This is a genomic window from Pseudomonas sp. MPB23 (assembly GCF_046605395.1).
Classification (GTDB): Bacteria; Pseudomonadota; Gammaproteobacteria; order Pseudomonadales; family Pseudomonadaceae; genus Aquipseudomonas.
Map to the genome: position 1 here is coordinate 4245391 of NZ_CP176771.1, position 16678 is coordinate 4262068.

Sequence of the window (16678 nt, forward strand, 5' to 3'; positions counted from 1 at the left end):
AGGCCGGTTGAGGGTAAGCGTCCGGCGAACTCACCTTCCGAACTCCAGCATTAAGGGCGATGGTGTCCGCGTATTTTTAAGCGGACGCGATCACCCTTATCGCCAGGATTTCCATGCGCCAACGAAGCTCTTATCCCAAACCATTCAAAGCCCAGGTCGTTCAGGAATGCCTGCAACCTGGCGCAACCGTGTCCAGTGTCGCCATCAGCCACGGCATCAATGCCAACGTCATCCGCAAATGGCTGCCGCTCTATCGAGATCAGCCCGCAGCGGCTTCACTACCGGCTTTCGTCCCGCTAAAAGCCCCACCTAAACGGTCAGTCGAAACGTCAGTGATCATCGAGTTGCCCGTGGCCGGGCAAGTGATTACGGTGAAATGGCCAGCCTCGGATCCCGAGGGTTGTGCGCAATTTATTCGGGCTGTCGCTCAATGATCCGCATCGATGCCATCTGGCTGGCCACCGAGCCGATGGACATGCGCGCTGGCACCGAGACGGCATTAGCCCGGGTGATTGCGGTGTTCGGTGCGGCGAAGCCGCACTGCGCTTATCTGTTCGCCAATCGCCGGGCTAATCGAATGAAAGTGCTGGTGCACGATGGCGTCGGCGTCTGGCTCGCAGCGAGACGACTGAACCAAGGCAAGTTCCATTGGCCCGGCATTCGCCACGGCGGCGAGGTCGAACTCGACAGCGAACAACTCCAGGCATTGGTGCTGGGCCTGCCGTGGCAGCGCGTCGGTGCAGGCGGTGTGATTAGCGTGCTGTAAACGCCGGCCATTTGGCCGGTCTGCTTGTCGTCGCCCCGTGCCTGCTCTGGCACAATTGGCGGCATGACTTTCTCGCCCAGCCTCGACCAGATGACCCCGGAACAGCTTCGTGCCTTGGCGGCACAGGCGTTGCAGTTGCAGTCCCAGGTCGAGGCGATGAGCAGGAAGATTCAGAACGATGAAATCCTCATCGAACAGTTCATGTTCGAAATCGCCCTGCTCAAACGGCACAAGTTCGCCAAGCGCAGCGAACAAATCAGCCCGGCGCAAAGCAGCTTGCTGGATGACCTGCTCGACACCGACCTTGAGGCTATCGAGGCCGAGCTGAAACAGCTTCTTCCCGCTGCGCCACAGGTCGAACCACGGCAATCGCCGAAACGTGCGCCATTGCCGCCACAGTTTCCACGCACGGTGATTCGTCACGAACCCGAAAACACCCAGTGCGCCTGTGGCTGTCAACTTCAACGCATCGGCGAAGACGTCAGCGAGAAGCTGGATTACACGCCGGGCGTGTTTACCGTCGAGCAACATGTGCGGGGCAAATGGGCCTGTCGCCAGTGCGAAACCCTGATCCAGGCGCCGGTGCCGGCGCAGGTTATCGACAAAGGTATACCGACCGCAGGCCTACTGGCCCACGTGATGGTGGCCAAGTTTGCCGATCACTTGCCGCTGTACCGGCAGGAGAAAATCTTTGGTCGCGCCGGACTGGCAATTGCGCGCTCGACCTTGGCGCAATGGGTCGGAGAAACTGGCGTGAGACTTCAACCGCTAGTTGATGCTCTGCGTGAGGCGGTGTTGAACCAGCGTGTGATTCACGCCGATGAAACACCGGTGCAAATGCTTGCGCCAGGCGAGAAGAAAACCCACCGGGCCTACGTCTGGGCCTACAGCACGACGCCGTTTTCGGCGCTCAACGCGGTGGTTTACGACTTCAGCCCAAGCCGTGCCGGACAACATGCACGCAACTTCCTGGGCGACTGGAACGGTAAGCTGGTTTGCGATGACTTCGCTGGCTACAAGGCCGGATTTGAGCAAGGCATCACTGAAATCGGCTGCATGGCTCACGCCCGTCGCAAGTTTTTCGATCTGCACGTGGCGAACAAAAGTCAGCTGGCCGAACAAGCGCTGCACTCGATCAGCGGCTTGTACGAAGTCGAACGCCAAGCGCGGGAAATGAGTGATGAAGATCGGTGGCGAATACGTCAGGAACTGGCGGTACCGATCCTCAAAAAACTGCATGACTGGATGTTGGCCCAGCGCGACCTGGTGCCCAACGGATCAGCCACGGCCAAAGCCCTCGACTACAGCCTGAAACGCTGGGTAGCGCTGACGCGCTACCTGGACGATGGAGCTGTGCCGATCGACAACAATCAAGTCGAGAACCAGATACGGCCCTGGGCACTCGGGCGCTCGAACTGGCTGTTTGCCGGGTCGCTACGCAGTGGTAAACGGGCTGCGGCAATCATGAGCCTGATCCAGTCGGCGCGTATGAATGGGCATGATCCGTATGCCTATCTCAAAGATGTGCTGACTCGGTTGCCAACACAGAGGGCCAGTGAGATCGGGCAGCTGCTGCCACATCAGTGGGTGCCTGCCTAACTTACGCAAGGTGAGTTGGGCGGACGCTTACGGTTGAGGTCGCGGACCGGACTCGCATCGGTGGGGTGGCCTATGAGTAATGCAGGTCTGTGGTTGCTGGGTGCCGCCGCCAGCATGGGCTTGGCGACCAGTTGGTTGGCGTTGTCCCTGCCGGCGCACTGGCGCCAGGTGTTCAGCGCCGACGAGGTTGCGCCGGACTATCTACGCAGCCTGGGCTGGCTGGCGCTGATGGTATCGGCTGTGTGCTGCTTCAAGGCTGACCATCCGTCGATGGCGGTGCTGGTCTGGCTCACCCTGTTGCCGGTCGCCGCCGTAGCAACGGCCATAACGCTGAGCTACCGGCTGGGGCTGCTGCGCCTGTTTTGCCCGTTATTTCTGCGCACTCGATAAGAGTGCGCGGCTTCTGTATCTGCAACATTGTGGTTGATCCGATCGTACTGCTCACCTCAAACCGGGCGAGCTTGTTCACACTGGATACGCCGACCATCCCATGTCACCTCGTTGTGGGATGCTTGCAGGATCGAGCGACGCGAACTCTTACCAACGTATTTGCGCTCTAGCGTCGGCAACAGTTGGCTGACCTCGGTTCGTTTCCGGCTAACACCCGCCCCCAACGTTTAAAGGCGCTAGACGCGATGCAGGTCGAGCCGAACGACATTCTGGCAGGAACTGTGTTGAAGTCGCAATCCGGGTTGTACCGTCCGCTTCTGGCCGTTTGCGGAAGCTAGAGGTATTTAGCCCGACAGTAGGATCACTGTTACGGTGAAAAGTGTTCGTAGGCGTCAGAGCGTCCCTTGGGCAGATCTGCCTGCTGGAGCACCCGCCGCAATCGGGAAAGAATGTTCCGTTCAATACCCTGTTCCCTGCGGCAAAATGGCCGACATCACACCTTACCATTCAGAACGGCGGTACCGAACACTTCCCATATCAAGAGCAGATGGTCGGCGTGTCGCTATCTCAGGCGCCCTCGAAGGGTTAGACATCGCATGTGCACAGGCCCTCCGGAACAGCATGGAACGCCTGCCGAAGGTCCCTTGGGGAGTAGCCTTGCCGGATCAGTGGAGGCGTGACTCTTCAAGGCTTGCGTCACGCTAAGCACGTGTCATCGATGTTTGTTGCGATGGGCGAGGTCTATCACTCGAATTCATGCAGTGGCTATTCGCGACTGAATTCATGCTCGCTGTTGATTGCGAGCAAGAAAGCCCGCGCGCCGGGCAGCAGAGCAACTGGCGACGTTGCGATCAAATGCTTTTTGGGATCGGTTGCCGATTCGATTCCATGTCGAACCTACTCAAGTCTCAGGCAACCCTTCAAGCTCGTGATTTCTCGATGGATTTTTTTCAGTAAGTCTTCGGGTTTTAGTTCGGGTGTTTGCCTTTGATAAGCCAGGAACAGAAGCGTTAGGGGATGAATGCCAATGATCTCAGCAATCTGCTCAACCTTTTCAATCGATGGTTTCCATTTGCCGCGCTCGATCGCACTGATATAGCTCTGACTAGGCCCAAGCCCTTCCTGAGGCATATCCTTCGAAATACGTAGATTCCTGATCACCAAACCAAGCGCTTCATTCAGTTCCATTTGCTGTCTCGCAAAAGGAACGATGAAGCCTTTTTAGTGCTTCTGGAGCTATGCTATATACAGCTTAAAAGAGGGTGTGCTGATGTTTATTACGTACAAGCGCGCTGAAATCATGTATCCAGCGCTGTTTGGAGACGACTCCCAGATGTGGCGATTCGTCGAGCTCGATGATCATCGCCCTTGGTTTTACGTGATGATTAACCGCCGCCAGAAGGCAGCCGCATGGAGGACGATGCTCTTGATTCCAACGGAGGATGAGTTCGAGCAGATGCTAGTGAAACGCGCTGAAGGAACACTGATTGAGGCAGTTCAGGTGGTGTTGCCATCGCGGCTGAATGGATCCGGTAATTGGACGATGGAGATGCTCATAGAGCTCGTTAGGGTCTATGATCAGGACGAGCGAGTCATGGGTTACGACTTTAAGACGGCCTCGGGCCATACCTACTCTCAAAGAGACTGCCGCCACACCTTGGCTGCAGCAAAGCAACAAATTTACTGCTCTTCGATGCGTCTTGTTTGAAGGAGGGGTCGCTGACTGGAGCAAGCCTTGAAGGAGTGCTAAAGACGCCCACGTCAGCGCCATGGCATCAGTGGCGCGCATCGCGCACATGCAATTTGCTAGTTCGTCCAGAACGGATAGCTTGGATCGTCTGTCGCCGATCAGCACTGCCCCAAGTGCGGTCTTATCTGCGCCGCAAATGCTGCACAAAATGGCGTCCGCCATTAACTCGATCTGCCGACCGTACAACAGGCCATGCCGAAAGGTACGCATGGCGAGATAGGGCGGGATCCGGGCTCATTGTGGTCCGCCTGTGCCAGGCGTTGGCGACGCCTGACCGTACAGGCGGTTACCGGAGTGATGCTGGCGGGTCGCAGGCTCGCTGCAGCAAGCTGATTCACTGGACCCAAAGGAGCCTCTCAATGAAAATCACAGCGGCGGAACAGTTCGAATGCGTCAGTGACGTCCTTTGTGATGTTTGCGGCGATAGTACGCGTGTTGAAGGATATGGGTTGCAATTTGGGACCCTTCAGGGCAGTTGGGGATTCGGCTCGGTTCATGATGGTGAGCGTTATGAGGTCCATCTCTGCGAACCCTTTTTTTCAGAACAATGGCCGACCTGAAGAGCGCGCGGATGGTGAATACCATGTTCATCGACGTCGACGAAGACTTAGGCAATTTCGGACGGGTCGCTCGCGATGATTTTTTTCAATGACGGAGGCAGCTTGGCTTGATAGGTAACTCCAGCTGGACCAACATTTGCCGAGTCTCGGGTATGCAGGTGATGGCGGGGTGAAAAGCTTGGATTTAGCTGTTTATCGGCCCATTCCCGCTGTTCGCTATTCCTATTAACGCGGGTGCATATGGACCCCGTCTGCAATCCGTACTCCCCTGGCGCTGGTACGCCTCCACCTGAGCTGGCAGGTCGCGATCAACTGCGCGAGCGGGTCCGTCAGTCGATCGGGGGAATTCGCGTGGGCCGACCTGCCAAAAGCGTAATCCTGGTTGGGGTGCGGGGTGTCGGCAAAACAGTACTGTTGAACCAGATGCTGCGAGATGCCGAAGCCTCGGGCAATCTCGCCGTCTACGTTGAGTCATCCGAGTATCGCTCTCTGCCAGCGATACTCGCGCCACAGCTCCGTCTCGCCTTGCTGCGGCTGAGCTGTATCGTACCTGCCAAGAACGCAGCGATAACTGGACTGCGAGCCTTAGCCGGTTTTGCCAAGGCTTTGGAGCCGAAGTTCAGCGATCTCAAGGTCGGTATTGACTACGAAGCCGAGGCAGCTCTGGCGGGCAAAGGTGATCTCGAGGAGGAATTTACAACCCTGCTGACTAAACTCGGTGAAGCCGCCAAAGCAGCTCACACCGTCCTTGTTATTTTCGTGGATGAGCTGCAAAACGTAGCAGAAGAACAGCTCGCCGCGCTTATCGCAGCGCTGCATCGCGTCTCGCGATTGATCTTGCCGGTTGCCCTCGTCGGTGCAGGCCTCCCACAACTCCGACACCCTGCTGGACATGTGAAAAACCACGCGAAGCGCCTCTTCGACTACCTAGAGGTCGGTTCGCTGGAGCCACACCAGACGCGTCTGGCCTTTGTAAAACCAGCGGAGGCCGAGGGCGTGACTGTAGACTCAGAAGCGGCCGACATGGTTGCTCACCTCACACGCGGCTACCCTTATTTCATTCAAGAGTGGGGCAGTCATGTCTGGGACGCAGGGCAGAATAACCACATCACGCTTGCAGACGTCCAGAAGGCGTCCGGGCACGTTATTGCTGCTCTGGACGAAGGTTTTTTTAGGGTAAGACTCGACCGAATGACCGTGGCAGAACACATTTATTTGCGCGCCATGGCTTCGCTTGGGGAGGGGCCTCATCGTTCGGGCGACATTGCGGCATCCCTGGGCCGTACAAGCCGATCTCTCACCTCAATTCGCAACTCCCTGATTAGCAAAGGGATGATCTGGTCGCCGCCCCACAACGGCGCCGCTTTTACCGCGCCGCTGTTCGATCTGTACATGTGCCGGATCATGCCCGGTGACAGCTGGCGGTCTAGCCTTCCAAGGGCTGACGGCATTTTTTGTCCACCTGAAGAGGGCTCAGATGCTTAGAAGCGAATGCACTCATCTTGCTACGGCTACGATGGTTTGTTCACATCAAGGCTGCTGTCACATCGACTCGAATTTGCACGTACGCTGTGGAGTGCTGAGCGGCTAAGTCGAGGCTTCACTGTGTGCGTCAAAAATGGGATCGACTTACCTGTGATCGGGGCGTAGGGTCGCTCATGGATATCTTTTCTACGGGCAGCATCGACATCAGGCTGGCAGGAGCAGAGAACAGAGCATGAGCGAACTCAGTGATGATGAAATAGACCGACTAGAGGCAATGATTCCTAAGCTGGCCGCCGTCGCCACTAATGCTGCGTATCTGCGTGCGGTTGCCGCAGGGCATTCACTGATAATGGCGAAGGATGGCGTGCTCGTACAAATTCATCCTGACGGTTCGGAAAAAAAGCTTCGCGACTTGTGCAGCAAGCACAGGGTCGAGTCTGGTAAGACTTTCAGTGTGGGTATTTGAAGCGCACCTGCCGACCAGGCGTATTCATAAGGCGAGCGCAGGCCACAGCGACTGGTAAGCACTTGACTATCTTGCCCCTGCGACGGAGCCTTCGCTGTCTAGCGCAGGGCCGCCAGCTGTTTGCTTAACTACCCGAGTAGACGAAGCATGCTGAGATGCTGGCTGCTTGGGCGTCGCCATGCGGTCATGTATTGGTTACACCCGGAGTTGCGAGTGCCCAGCTGGGGTTGCGCATCAATTCCGCTACCGTGCAATGGACTCATAACCAGGAGCTCCACCTCTCAATAGGACACGCGTGCGCGGCATTTTCCGACGCGGTGCGTCGACCGCTAGTCAGGCTGGTTGGTTGGGCCTGATGGGGCGGGCAGGGGTTGAAGCAACATCGAGGCGCGGCTGCTCAGCAGCACTCCGGCTTGGAAGTAGCCCATAACGGTTTCGACACTGCGATGTTCAGTCATGGCCATCACTTCACCCAATGGGGCCCCCTGGCGACCCGCTTCCGTTACAAAGCCCGAGCGTAAGCTGTGCGCGGCCCAGTCGCCGTCGAGGCCAGCCAATTTGGCGCGGCGCTGAACGATCCGTGCTACCTGATCAGACGATAGTCCGAACGGGCTGACTTTGCCGCCCTTGTAGAGGCGCCGAAAAAGCGGACCGGTATCGGCGGGCGCGGCGATGAGCCAAGCCGTCAACGCGTGTGCAGCGCGACCCAGCAGAGGTTTTTCGCGACGGGATCCCGTGGTGTCTGTTTTGGTGACGCCCAGCGTATAGAGCCAAGTGTCTTCATCCAGTTTGCGCACATCGTCGACCTGCAGGCCGGTCACCTCGGATCGACGACGCCCGCCGCCACTCCACGCCATCAGGAGGAGGGCGCTATCACGAGTACCGCGAATGCCATCCGTACAGGTCGCCAACATGGCCTCCAGAGCCTCCACCACAGCTGCCGTCTTTTTGCGGACAACTACCCCCTGGCGCGCCTGGGCTTTTCGCGCATCTCGCAGCAGCGTTTTCACTGCCAGTGCTTCAGTTGGGCTTTCCCAGTTGTTGAAGCGATGCCACCTGCCCAGTGCCGAAAGCCGATGACATACCGTGTTGTAGCTCAGAGGTCCCGGCTTTGCCTTCACACGTGCCGCGACTAACGCGGCATCGATGGTCGGCGGTAGCAGATAGGTCCATGCACCATTTGCCAGTGGGCGCGCCAGGTGATCCACCACGAACTGAATGACTACAGTCGACTGTACAGGCGCATCGCCCATCGCAACGCCGTAGCGCAGGTGCAGCCAAGCCGACCAGTAGGCGAGGGCGCTGCGATAGCTCCGTACCGTGTTTTCGGCGGTGCCGCTGGCAACAAAGCCTGCGGCCGCCTCCTGAGCCTTCAACGCCAATCTACTGGGGTCTAGGGTGGGCTCGTCGATCAACGGCATCTGATCAGTAATATATGATACGTCCAACGTATTATATTTCCACTATCCAATAAATAAGGTCGGATAATCTTTAATTATCCAAGGTGAGGCGATTTTTTCGTCGTTTGGCAGTCGCTCACCAGTACATCAAGGGGATGTGCGTCGATGAGCCACGAGATCGAGCGGTACCTGCAGGCCGGTACCCGCCCCAACACCCGGCGCAGCTACCGGCAAGCGCTCGAGCACTTCGAGGTCGCCTGGGGCGGCTTTCTGCCGGCGACCAGCGATGCCATCGTGCGTTACTTGGTCGATCACGCCGCCACGTTGTCCAGCAACACCCTCAAGCTGCGCCTGGCGGCCTTGGCGCAGTGGCATGTCAGCCAGGGCTTCCCGGATCCGACCAAGACCCCGCTGGTTCGTCAGATCCTCAAGGGCATTCGTACCTTGCACCCGAAGCCGGAGAAGCAGGCCGAACCGCTGCAGCTGCGCGAACTGGAGCAGTGCGTGGCGTGGCTGGAGCGGGCGGGCGAGAAAGCACTGGACGAGGGCGACCTGCCGCAGCTGTTGCGCTGCTGGCGTAATCGCGCATTGCTGCTGATCGGCTTCTGGCGCGCCTTTCGCAGCGACGAACTGTGCCGCCTGCAGGTCGAGCACATCCAGGTACGGCCGGGGGAGGGCATGCAGCTGTTCCTGCCGTGGAGCAAGGGCGACCGTGACAACCAGGGACAGACCTACAGTGCGCCGGCGCTGGCCCGCCTCTGCCCGGTGCAGGCCTACAACGACTGGATCTGTGTCGCCGGCATCGCCCGCGGTCCGGTGTTCCGCGGCATTGACCGCTGGGGTCACCTGCGCGAGCAGGGCCTGCACCCGCACAGCGTCATCCCGCTGCTGCGGGCGGTACTGAAAGCGGCCGGATTGCCCGCCGAGTTGTATAGCAGCCACTCCCTACGCCGTGGCTTTGCCACCTGGGCCACGCGCAGTGGCTGGGACCAGAAGGCGTTGATGGGCTATGTCGGTTGGCGCGATGCCAAGTCGGTACTGCTCTATGTGGACAGCACCGGCTTTTTCCCCGGGCAACTGCGGCCGATGGTGCCAGGCCTGGAGGCGGAGGCTTTGTCGAGTTTGCCTCGTCCAATTGCACTGCCGGGCAGTTGACCGCCTCAAGCCATTCAGCACTTCCGGTGATGGCTGCTTTGTTTCCGCGGAGCAATTACACCCAATGCTGGGCTTTGGCCTTGATGTGGCTGGTGTTATTGATACGTATCGAAAGGGCGACGGTAAACCATGAGAGTTCGCCATCAGATGATTGCTCAATTACAGACAGGAATGTTCAGCTTGCGTCGGCATAACATGATGCCACCAGCGACATAGACTCCAGTCATCTGTCAGTCCACCTGACACCGCCAGTCATGAGAGGTTAGAGCAGGCCAATAGTGCTCTGCTGCAAAGAGGATTATCTAAAGTTCGATGCTAGTGTGGCTGTAATCAGTCTCATCGCTGGACATAATTCAGAAGCAATTTTTTTCGCTTTCGGTGTTGCCACAATACCCCTGCCCGAACGAGTAAAGAGCGGATCATTAAATTTGTCACGTAGCTTGACCAGCGAATTGCTTACGGCTGGCTGTGTTACGCCAAGACTCTTGGCTGCTAACGTTATACTTTGTTCCTTGTAAATACACATAAAAACCACCAATAAATTGAGATCGATGGATGCAAATGTGTCCTCGCGAATAGTCATGGCAGAGCTCTCAAATCCCCTTTACAGCATCGCTTTCAATGTTTTCACCAGCATTTCGATGGTGTATTCGCAGCGTTTGAAAAAAATGGATCGGGCCGAGCTTTTGGCAAGTAATCAATCCTGTGCGATGCAGCGTGCGCAAGTGATCGGACACGGTCGATTGGGCCAACTTGCACTTGCGCTCAATCTGGCCGGCACACACACCGAGCAGGAATGCATGTTCCTGCTGCGGAAAGTGTTTCTCTGGGTCACGGAGCCACTCAAGGATCAACCGGCGCTGGGGGCTGGCTAACGCTTTAAGAAGTAGATCCACTTCCGTAAGTTTACTGCGGGAGTTCACCATCAAGGTCGCTCAGGCGATGTTCAATACAGGCTTCAGCCACTGAATGAAATCTTCCACTTCTTCATTGGTGATTTCGTGGCCCATGTCGTACAGGTATGTTTCATGATGCACGTTCAGTTGGTGCAACCAGGCATCCGCTTTTTGTGCCCAAGACACGGGGAGCTTGTTATCACCATAGCCATGAGCAATAAACGCCGATAGCGAACTCAATGCTTGAGCGCTGGCAATGTGTGGTGCCAGCTCAGGGAGAATTCTGCCGCTGAACAAGCCAAAGCCTAGCACGCAATGAGGGGCGCTAAGCCCGACGCTTGCACTGAGAATACCGCCCTGGCTAAAGCCAGCTATCACTGTAGGCATTTGTGGTAAGGCAGTTACAAGCTCCACTAGTTTCTGGCGGCTGGTTTCCGCTTGCTCTTCAACGATCACCGGGCCTTCGTTGGTGAAATTTACCTGAAACCAGGCAAAGCCCTCAGCTGCGATTTGCAGGCGGCTGCGTACCAGCAATATTTCAATTCCTTCTGGGATAAAGCCGGAAAGGCCTGCCAGATTGGTTTCATTACCGCCTACACCATGCAATAGCAGGAGACGTGCACGAGGGGCAGCAGCACGGATTACCCGACGATAGACAAGGCCGGATTGCGGTTCTTGCTGCAGTTCTGAAATGGCTAGTGGCAGGTTCATGCTTGAGTAATCTCCTGAGTGGCGGTTGGGCTTTTGAACAGGTAGCTGTCCATAGCCAGTACGCCGTCGGCGACACCGCCCTCTAGCACATCCACGGCGTAGTGCTCGCCTGCGGCACCGAGCGCCAGAAATAGCGGCAACAAATGTTCTTCACTGGGGTGCGCACGCTCGGCCTCCGGGGCATTGCGGCGGTAGGCGAGCAGCGCTGGCAGGTCACCGGCTTGCAGGGCGTCACGGATCCAGTCGGAAAAACGCGCTACGTACTCAGCCGGGTCGCCGTAGTTGCTACGGAACTCATAAAGGTTATGGGTCAGACTGCCGGAGCCAATGATCAGCACGCCCTGATCGCGCAGCGGCTTGAGTGCCTGGCCAAGCTGCCAGGCACCCAATGGATTGAGCGGGTGGGGCATGGACACTTGGACCACCGGGATATCCGCAGTGGGCAATAGGTGCAGCAACGGCACCCAGGCGCCGTGGTCCAGGCCTCGATTCGATTCGGTAGTTGCGGCAATCCCATTGCGGGAAAGCAGGTTGCAGATTTGCTCGGCCAATGCAGGATTGCCGGTTGCAGGGTATTGCAGGCGATACAGTGCTTGCGGAAAGCCTCCGAAGTCGTGAATGGTTTCCGGCGCCTTGCTGCTGCCTACACGCACGCTCCCACGGGTCATCCAGTGAGGAGAGACGATTACGATGGCGCTAGGCCGTGGCAGCGCTCGGCCTAGCTCAGCCAGGCGTGCCCCGGCCTGGCCGGGTTCGATGGCAAAGGTTGGTGCTCCGTGGGACACGAACAACACTGGATAGGCCAGACTCATGGTTGAAATCCTGCTTAGATATTGGGGCCGCAGCAGCAAGAGGTGGACTGATCGGCGTTGCAAAGCGTGTGCGCCGCTCACTGACCTGCCTACCCACAGCGCACTGATTGGCTGGGGATGGCTCAAAGTTTATAGATTCGATTTTGGAGATAAACTCAGATATTGGTGAATAACTATCTCGAAAACCGGGATAATTGGCGGTCACTTGTCGACTCTTCAGGCCGCTGCCAGCCGGAGCGCTGAGCTACACATCAAGGTGCCAATATTGCCCCCTGCGCCTGGCCAGAACGCAGGTTGGTGAGTAGATCCCTGGTCGGCGGGCTCTAGTATTTGGGGGCTCCCTGGCTTTGTTACAGATCAGTCCGCGCTCATCGCTATGGCTGCTGAGTGGCACCCTGAGTTAATGGGGCTGGCGTTGATCAACCCCGCGCCAAGGTCGCGCAGTAGCTGTCCGTTCTGCCGTTAGCTGTGGCCATACAGCTTCAATAACTCGTCGACCAGGTAACGAATTTTGGGCCGCAGATGATTGCTCTTCGACCATAGTGCGTGGACCTCGACAGGCGCCGGTTCAAAGGGCTCGAGTACCGTAACAACAACCTGCTGGGCGATGTCCTTTTCAAATAGACAGAGCGGCATCTGGCAAATACCGAGGCCGGCTCGCGTGGCTTCAATCATCGCTTCGGCATCGTCAAACTGATAGGTCGGTGGTGGCGAGAACTTCAAGGATTGCCCGGCCTGGGCCATTTTCCAGGGCATTAGGCTGCCGCGGCGATAGCCGACGATGCTGCGGTGCTGGCCCATGTCCTCGAGCGTCAACGGCGTACCATATTCTTCCAGATAACCCGGCGCTGCACAGGTTACCCAGCGGTGTGACGTCAGGCGTCTGGCCACCAGGCCGGGGACGTTGTCGACGCTGCCAAAACGAATGGCCAGGTCGATACCTTCTTCCGTCAGGTCCACCAGTTGGTCGCTAAAGGTCAAGGTCAGTTGCAACTGCGGGAAGCGTTTGCTCATCTCCAGTAGCACCGGCAGTACCACCTGTTTACCGAACGCGACCGGCATGTCCACCCGCAAGCGCCCTGTGGGCACGCCTAACTTGTTGCCGAGGTTGCTCTCGGTGGCCTTGATCTCCTCCAGCGCATTGGACCACACGGTGAAGTAGGCCTCGCCATCCGGAGACAGGGACAAGCGGCGGGTCGAGCGATAAAACAGGCTGGTACCCACCCGTGCCTCCAGCCGTGCAATCGCCTTACCTACGGCCGACTTGGACAGCCCCAGGCGCTCGGCTGCCTCTGTGAAGGTCGCAGAGCGGGCGGTGGCGAGAAAAATATGGATGCCGCTGAAGGAATCTTCGGAGGTCATTGCCGTTTTCCTAGGCGCAAGAGTTGGTAGCAAATTACGCTACCTATCTGTGATTTCAAGGTTGTTTATCAGCTTGCTGCTCTACCTTAGCATGGCTGCTGACTCAGCAACCCTCTGCATCTATCGCATGGGGTTGGTCATTTACTTCTGTGAGGACGCCCCATGAAAGACGAAGTCATCAGCATTTTTACCCTAAGCCTGGCTCCGGAAGACTTCCCTGAATTTAAAACGCTGGTTGCCAAGATTGTCGCCGCTACGAGCGAAGAGCCTGGCACCTTGATGTACGAATACAGCGTCAACGAGGCTCGCACTGAGGTGCACATTATCGAGCGTTACCGTGCCGATGCTGTCGTTAACCATATTGAAGAAACCTTCGCGCCGTTCGGCGAAAAGTTTCTCGAGCTGGTGAAAATCACCAGCCTGCTAGTTTATGGCAACCCAGACGCGCCGACGCGCAAGCACCTGGATGCCTTTGGCGCGGTGTACATGAATCCGTTTGATGGGTTTACCCGGACCTGACACCGCCAGTCAGTAGCCGGCGGACAAGACCGCTGACTATTCAGCAACCGATCTAACCTGCCGGGTACTACCTGGCGCTAGAGGGTCAATACGCATGCACATCAATCTTGCCGGCAAGACCGCTTTGGTTACTGCCTCCACAGGCGGCATCGGCTTCGCCATTGCCCATGGCCTGGCGCTCACCGGCGCTATCGTGATCATCAACGGGCGGAGTGACAGCTCGGTCGAAAAAGCCCTGGCACGTTTGAGCGAAGCGGTACCGCAGGCCACCTTCAGCGGAGTCGCGGCTGATCTGGGCAATGCCGACGGCGTTGGCGTTCTTACAGCTGCGCTTCCCACCATCGACATTCTGGTCAACAACGCCGGCATCTATGGTTTGGCCGATTTCTTCGAGGCCGATGACGACTGCTGGGAAGACTATTGGCAAACTAACGTAATGTCCGGTGTTCGCCTGAGCCGCGCGTTGGTTCCAGCCATGGTCCAACGAGGTTGGGGTAGGGTGGTGTTTATCTCCTCGGAGTCAGCCCGAAATATCCCGGCCGATATGGTTCATTACGGCGTAACCAAGACGGCGCAACTGGCGTTGTCGCGTGGCTTGGCCAAACGTGTGGCCGGCAGCGGCGTAACCGTTAACAGCGTGCTGCCAGGCCCGACACTGTCTGATGGCTTGGCTGAGCTGCTCAAAGGAGAGTCTGCCCGCTCCGGCAAATCCTTGGAGGCCGTCGCTGCCGAATTCGTCATGACCCACCGTCCCACCTCGTTGATTCAACGTGCGGCCACGGTCGATGAGGTCGCCAATATGGTCGTCTATATCTGCTCCACCCAGGCGTCAGCCACCAGCGGCGCTGCGCTGCGGGTCGATGGCGGCGTGGTGGACGATATCCTCTGAACCCTTGACTACCTGGCACGTGTGTTCCGCACGGGTGACCTGAAGGTCACCGGCGCGCACGCTGTCAGTGAGTGAGCAGATCTCCAATCGATTCCGCTGCCAGTTGATACGAACGGCAACGCGCCGTCGGGTCGTAGATGCGCGCATCAATCATCAGTTCGTCTACGCCGGTGGTAGCACTAAACAACCACCGACTGAAGTCGGTGGGTTAGTGAATTACGGATTGAAAGTCCGGATACGCGTCGGCTGAACGACGCGTCGCATTAGTCCGGCTCCATCTTGAAATTATCGTTCGGGCTCGGCTCTGGCATCAAGTGACCCTCCACGATCCGGCACTCACGCTGCCTCGCCAACTCATGTAGCACCTCCCCCCAGGTGCTTGCGGATCGCTCCGAAGATCGCCTTCTTACGCCTCTTCGGGATGAATACAACGTGGTACTTACAGTCCCACTTCGTGTGAGCAAGGCTTTGGTAATCTCTCATTGGGTACCCCTATCTCTTGGTCGAGATAGAAGGTTCCTGATGACCGCATCACACGGTCAACCTCAAGGAGTCCCTCGGCTAAGCCGGGGGATTACCTTGTTTATTTAAGACTTGAAAGCCAAGCGGATAGATCGTCCAACTGCCTCGATATCCCATGCCCACTCGACCCTTTCATGTGCTGCGTACGCCGGACCGGGGCATGACACCAAGGCTGAAAAGCTTTCTGGATTTTACCCTTGCCAAGTTTGGCGAGAACCCGGCAAAGGCAACCTGGCCGAAAGCAGCGAGCGGTTAGTTACGTGCTGAACGTTTCAAGGCGAAGGCTCCGTCATCCAGCAGCGCCAAGGCCAGTGCAGTGAATGCCAGAAAGACCGGGTATTCCCAGCCACCATTGGCGTTGGTGAAGCTCCAGCCATTACCGAAGTGCACGCTTGCTGCCACCAGCAGTTGCACGGTGGCTAGGGCCGCTACCCAGCGAGCGAGTACACCAAGGATCAGGAACAGGCCGCCGACCACTTCAAAGGCAATGACCGGATAGGCAAGAAAGCCGGAGAAGCCAACGGACTCAAAGAAACCTGCTGTGCCGGCCGGGGTGAACACCAGCAGCTTGGTCAGGCCATGAGCGAGAAACATCACGCCAAGGATTAGGCGTAGTACCAGGGCGGCATAGGGGAGGGTGCGGCTAGCGGCGGTCATGGGTGTTTTCCAATACGGGGAGTGTGGGTTGCCCGGGGCCACAGCTGTTTCGGCCGTGGCGCCAGGCATTGGGTAAGTGGGAATTAACGATTGAGCCAGACCGGCGCGATCTGCGTGCCGAGCCCTGCGCCATAGCCGAGGTAGATGTTCAACCCGGCCAACGCTTCCAGATAACGCGCGTTTACCAAACCGCCGGCATCCACGGTTTTCCAACCCAGGCTTTGCGCAAGAGCAACGGCGGTTTGTTTGGCTCGTGCGCTATCGCTGGCCAGGAACACGCTGCCTTGCTGCTCGTTGGCAAATGTGGGACCGCTGGCCAGCACTTGGGCGAACAGGGTGTTGAAGCCCTTGACCAGCTCCACACCTGGCAGCGCCTTGGCGATTTCCTCCGCTGCACTGGTGCTGTGGCCGATGGTCAGACCCATGTAGTCGGCTGTCAGCGGGTTGGTGATGTCGATGACCACTTTGCCTTCGAGACTGCCCAGACTTTTCAGCGCGGTTAAGGCGTCCTGGTAAGCAGTGGCGACGATCACCACTTCGTTCTGGCCAAGGGCCTGATCAGCGGCGAATGCTTCGACGTTTTGATGCTGCGCGGCGAGGGCGTGCGCCTTGTCCAGATCACGGCCGGTGATACGAACATGGTGTCCAAACTGGGACAACTGTTGAGCGAAAGCCGAGCCCATGTTGCCGGTACCGATAAGGGTAATGTTCATGTCTTTTGCCTCGTGCTGTGTGTGAT

General features: G+C 57.6%; 19 protein-coding genes and 2 pseudogenes. 11 read left to right on the forward strand and 10 right to left on the reverse strand.

All coding sequences use genetic code 11. From position 1 onward, the window contains the following. The first annotated feature begins 113 nt into the window (after window positions 1–113). The 4 genes from tnpA (at window position 114) to ACLH0J_RS19115 (ending at window position 2755) form a co-directional block, all read left to right on the forward strand. Window positions 114–434 carry an IS66-like element accessory protein TnpA gene (tnpA, locus tag ACLH0J_RS19100; protein WP_071576116.1) on the forward strand — a complete coding sequence of 107 codons (321 nt, stop codon included), beginning with the start codon at window positions 114–116 and terminating at the stop codon, window positions 432–434. Then, the gene (gene tnpB, locus ACLH0J_RS19105; protein WP_033902865.1) at window positions 431–766 is read left to right on the forward strand and encodes an IS66 family insertion sequence element accessory protein TnpB; all 336 of its coding nucleotides are present in this window, start codon (window positions 431–433) and stop codon (window positions 764–766) included. Before tnpA ends, tnpB begins: the two co-directional genes overlap by 4 nt. Before the next feature lie 63 nt (window positions 767–829). Then, window positions 830–2365: an IS66 family transposase gene (gene tnpC, locus ACLH0J_RS19110; protein ID WP_033902866.1), complete on the forward strand. Its 1536-nt coding sequence runs from the start codon at window positions 830–832 to the stop codon at window positions 2363–2365. A gap of 72 nt (window positions 2366–2437) precedes the next feature. Beyond that, window positions 2438–2755, forward strand: coding sequence for a DUF3325 family protein (locus tag ACLH0J_RS19115; protein WP_024075430.1), 318 nt, complete (start codon window positions 2438–2440; stop codon window positions 2753–2755). 897 nt (window positions 2756–3652) lie between these two features. Here the strand turns inward: ACLH0J_RS19115 and ACLH0J_RS19120 are convergent. Further along, entirely contained in the window at window positions 3653–3943 is a 291-nt protein-coding gene (locus tag ACLH0J_RS19120; RefSeq protein WP_023628984.1) for a helix-turn-helix domain-containing protein, read from the reverse strand. 82 nt (window positions 3944–4025) lie between these two features. Between ACLH0J_RS19120 and ACLH0J_RS19125 the strand changes: the two genes are divergently transcribed. From ACLH0J_RS19125 to ACLH0J_RS19140, 4 genes are all read left to right on the forward strand, one after another. After that, on the forward strand, window positions 4026–4463 hold the full coding sequence (locus ACLH0J_RS19125; protein WP_023628983.1) for a hypothetical protein: 438 nt from the start codon (window positions 4026–4028) through the stop codon (window positions 4461–4463). Window positions 4464–4864: 401 nt separating this feature from the next. Continuing rightward, window positions 4865–5065 (forward strand): hypothetical protein, encoded by a 201-nt coding sequence (locus tag ACLH0J_RS19130; RefSeq protein WP_370694611.1) that lies wholly within the window; start codon window positions 4865–4867, stop codon window positions 5063–5065. A 240-nt stretch (window positions 5066–5305) separates the two neighbouring features. After that, on the forward strand, window positions 5306–6550 hold the full coding sequence (locus ACLH0J_RS19135; protein WP_023628980.1) for an ATP-binding protein: 1245 nt from the start codon (window positions 5306–5308) through the stop codon (window positions 6548–6550). 232 nt (window positions 6551–6782) lie between these two features. Continuing rightward, window positions 6783–7016 carry a hypothetical protein gene (locus ACLH0J_RS19140; RefSeq protein WP_023048074.1) on the forward strand — a complete coding sequence of 78 codons (234 nt, stop codon included), beginning with the start codon at window positions 6783–6785 and terminating at the stop codon, window positions 7014–7016. 329 nt (window positions 7017–7345) lie between these two features. Here ACLH0J_RS19140 and ACLH0J_RS19145 read toward each other — a convergent pair whose 3' ends face one another. Further along, window positions 7346–8464 (reverse strand): site-specific integrase, encoded by a 1119-nt coding sequence (locus ACLH0J_RS19145; protein WP_028688847.1) that lies wholly within the window; start codon window positions 8462–8464, stop codon window positions 7346–7348. Between the two features lie 117 nt (window positions 8465–8581). On the opposite strand from ACLH0J_RS19145, the gene ACLH0J_RS19150 reads away from it, so the two are divergent. Further along, window positions 8582–9571, forward strand: a complete 990-nt coding sequence (locus ACLH0J_RS19150) for a site-specific integrase (RefSeq protein WP_023628979.1) — start codon at window positions 8582–8584, stop codon at window positions 9569–9571. A 298-nt stretch (window positions 9572–9869) separates the two neighbouring features. Here ACLH0J_RS19150 and ACLH0J_RS19155 read toward each other — a convergent pair whose 3' ends face one another. The 5 genes from ACLH0J_RS19155 to ACLH0J_RS19175 all read right to left on the reverse strand — a co-directional run bounded on the left by ACLH0J_RS19155 (window position 9870) and on the right by ACLH0J_RS19175 (window position 13352). Next, complete coding sequence (locus ACLH0J_RS19155; protein ID WP_071576115.1) at window positions 9870–10154, reverse strand: LysR family transcriptional regulator; 285 nt, start codon at window positions 10152–10154, stop codon at window positions 9870–9872. 10 nt (window positions 10155–10164) lie between these two features. Beyond that, window positions 10165–10497 carry an ArsR/SmtB family transcription factor gene (locus tag ACLH0J_RS19160; protein ID WP_223194054.1) on the reverse strand — a complete coding sequence of 111 codons (333 nt, stop codon included), beginning with the start codon at window positions 10495–10497 and terminating at the stop codon, window positions 10165–10167. A 9-nt stretch (window positions 10498–10506) separates the two neighbouring features. Continuing rightward, the gene (locus tag ACLH0J_RS19165; RefSeq protein WP_023048077.1) at window positions 10507–11178 is read right to left on the reverse strand and encodes an alpha/beta hydrolase; all 672 of its coding nucleotides are present in this window, start codon (window positions 11176–11178) and stop codon (window positions 10507–10509) included. After that, window positions 11175–11990, reverse strand: a complete 816-nt coding sequence (locus ACLH0J_RS19170; RefSeq protein ID WP_023048078.1) for a DODA-type extradiol aromatic ring-opening family dioxygenase — start codon at window positions 11988–11990, stop codon at window positions 11175–11177. Before ACLH0J_RS19170 ends, ACLH0J_RS19165 begins: the two co-directional genes overlap by 4 nt. Window positions 11991–12452: 462 nt before the next feature. Continuing rightward, entirely contained in the window at window positions 12453–13352 is a 900-nt protein-coding gene (locus ACLH0J_RS19175) for a LysR substrate-binding domain-containing protein (RefSeq protein WP_023048079.1), read from the reverse strand. A gap of 162 nt (window positions 13353–13514) precedes the next feature. Here ACLH0J_RS19175 and ACLH0J_RS19180 point away from each other — a divergent pair, with 162 nt between their 5' ends. Continuing rightward, on the forward strand, window positions 13515–13871 hold the full coding sequence (locus tag ACLH0J_RS19180; RefSeq protein WP_023048080.1) for a putative quinol monooxygenase: 357 nt from the start codon (window positions 13515–13517) through the stop codon (window positions 13869–13871). Between the two features lie 94 nt (window positions 13872–13965). Next, on the forward strand, window positions 13966–14760 hold the full coding sequence (locus tag ACLH0J_RS19185) for an SDR family NAD(P)-dependent oxidoreductase (RefSeq protein ID WP_023628975.1): 795 nt from the start codon (window positions 13966–13968) through the stop codon (window positions 14758–14760). 308 nt (window positions 14761–15068) lie between these two features. Here the strand turns inward: ACLH0J_RS19185 and ACLH0J_RS19190 are convergent. The 3 genes and pseudogenes from ACLH0J_RS19190 to ACLH0J_RS19200 form a co-directional block, all read right to left on the reverse strand. Further along, window positions 15069–15243: pseudogene (locus ACLH0J_RS19190) on the reverse strand (transposase); the annotation flags it as partial. Between the two features lie 291 nt (window positions 15244–15534). Further along, window positions 15535–15939 (reverse strand): DoxX family protein, encoded by a 405-nt coding sequence (locus tag ACLH0J_RS19195; protein WP_023048084.1) that lies wholly within the window; start codon window positions 15937–15939, stop codon window positions 15535–15537. An 83-nt stretch (window positions 15940–16022) separates the two neighbouring features. Then, window positions 16023–16667, reverse strand: a pseudogene (locus ACLH0J_RS19200) (NADPH-dependent F420 reductase); the annotation flags it as partial. Window positions 16668–16678: the final 11 nt, after the last annotated feature.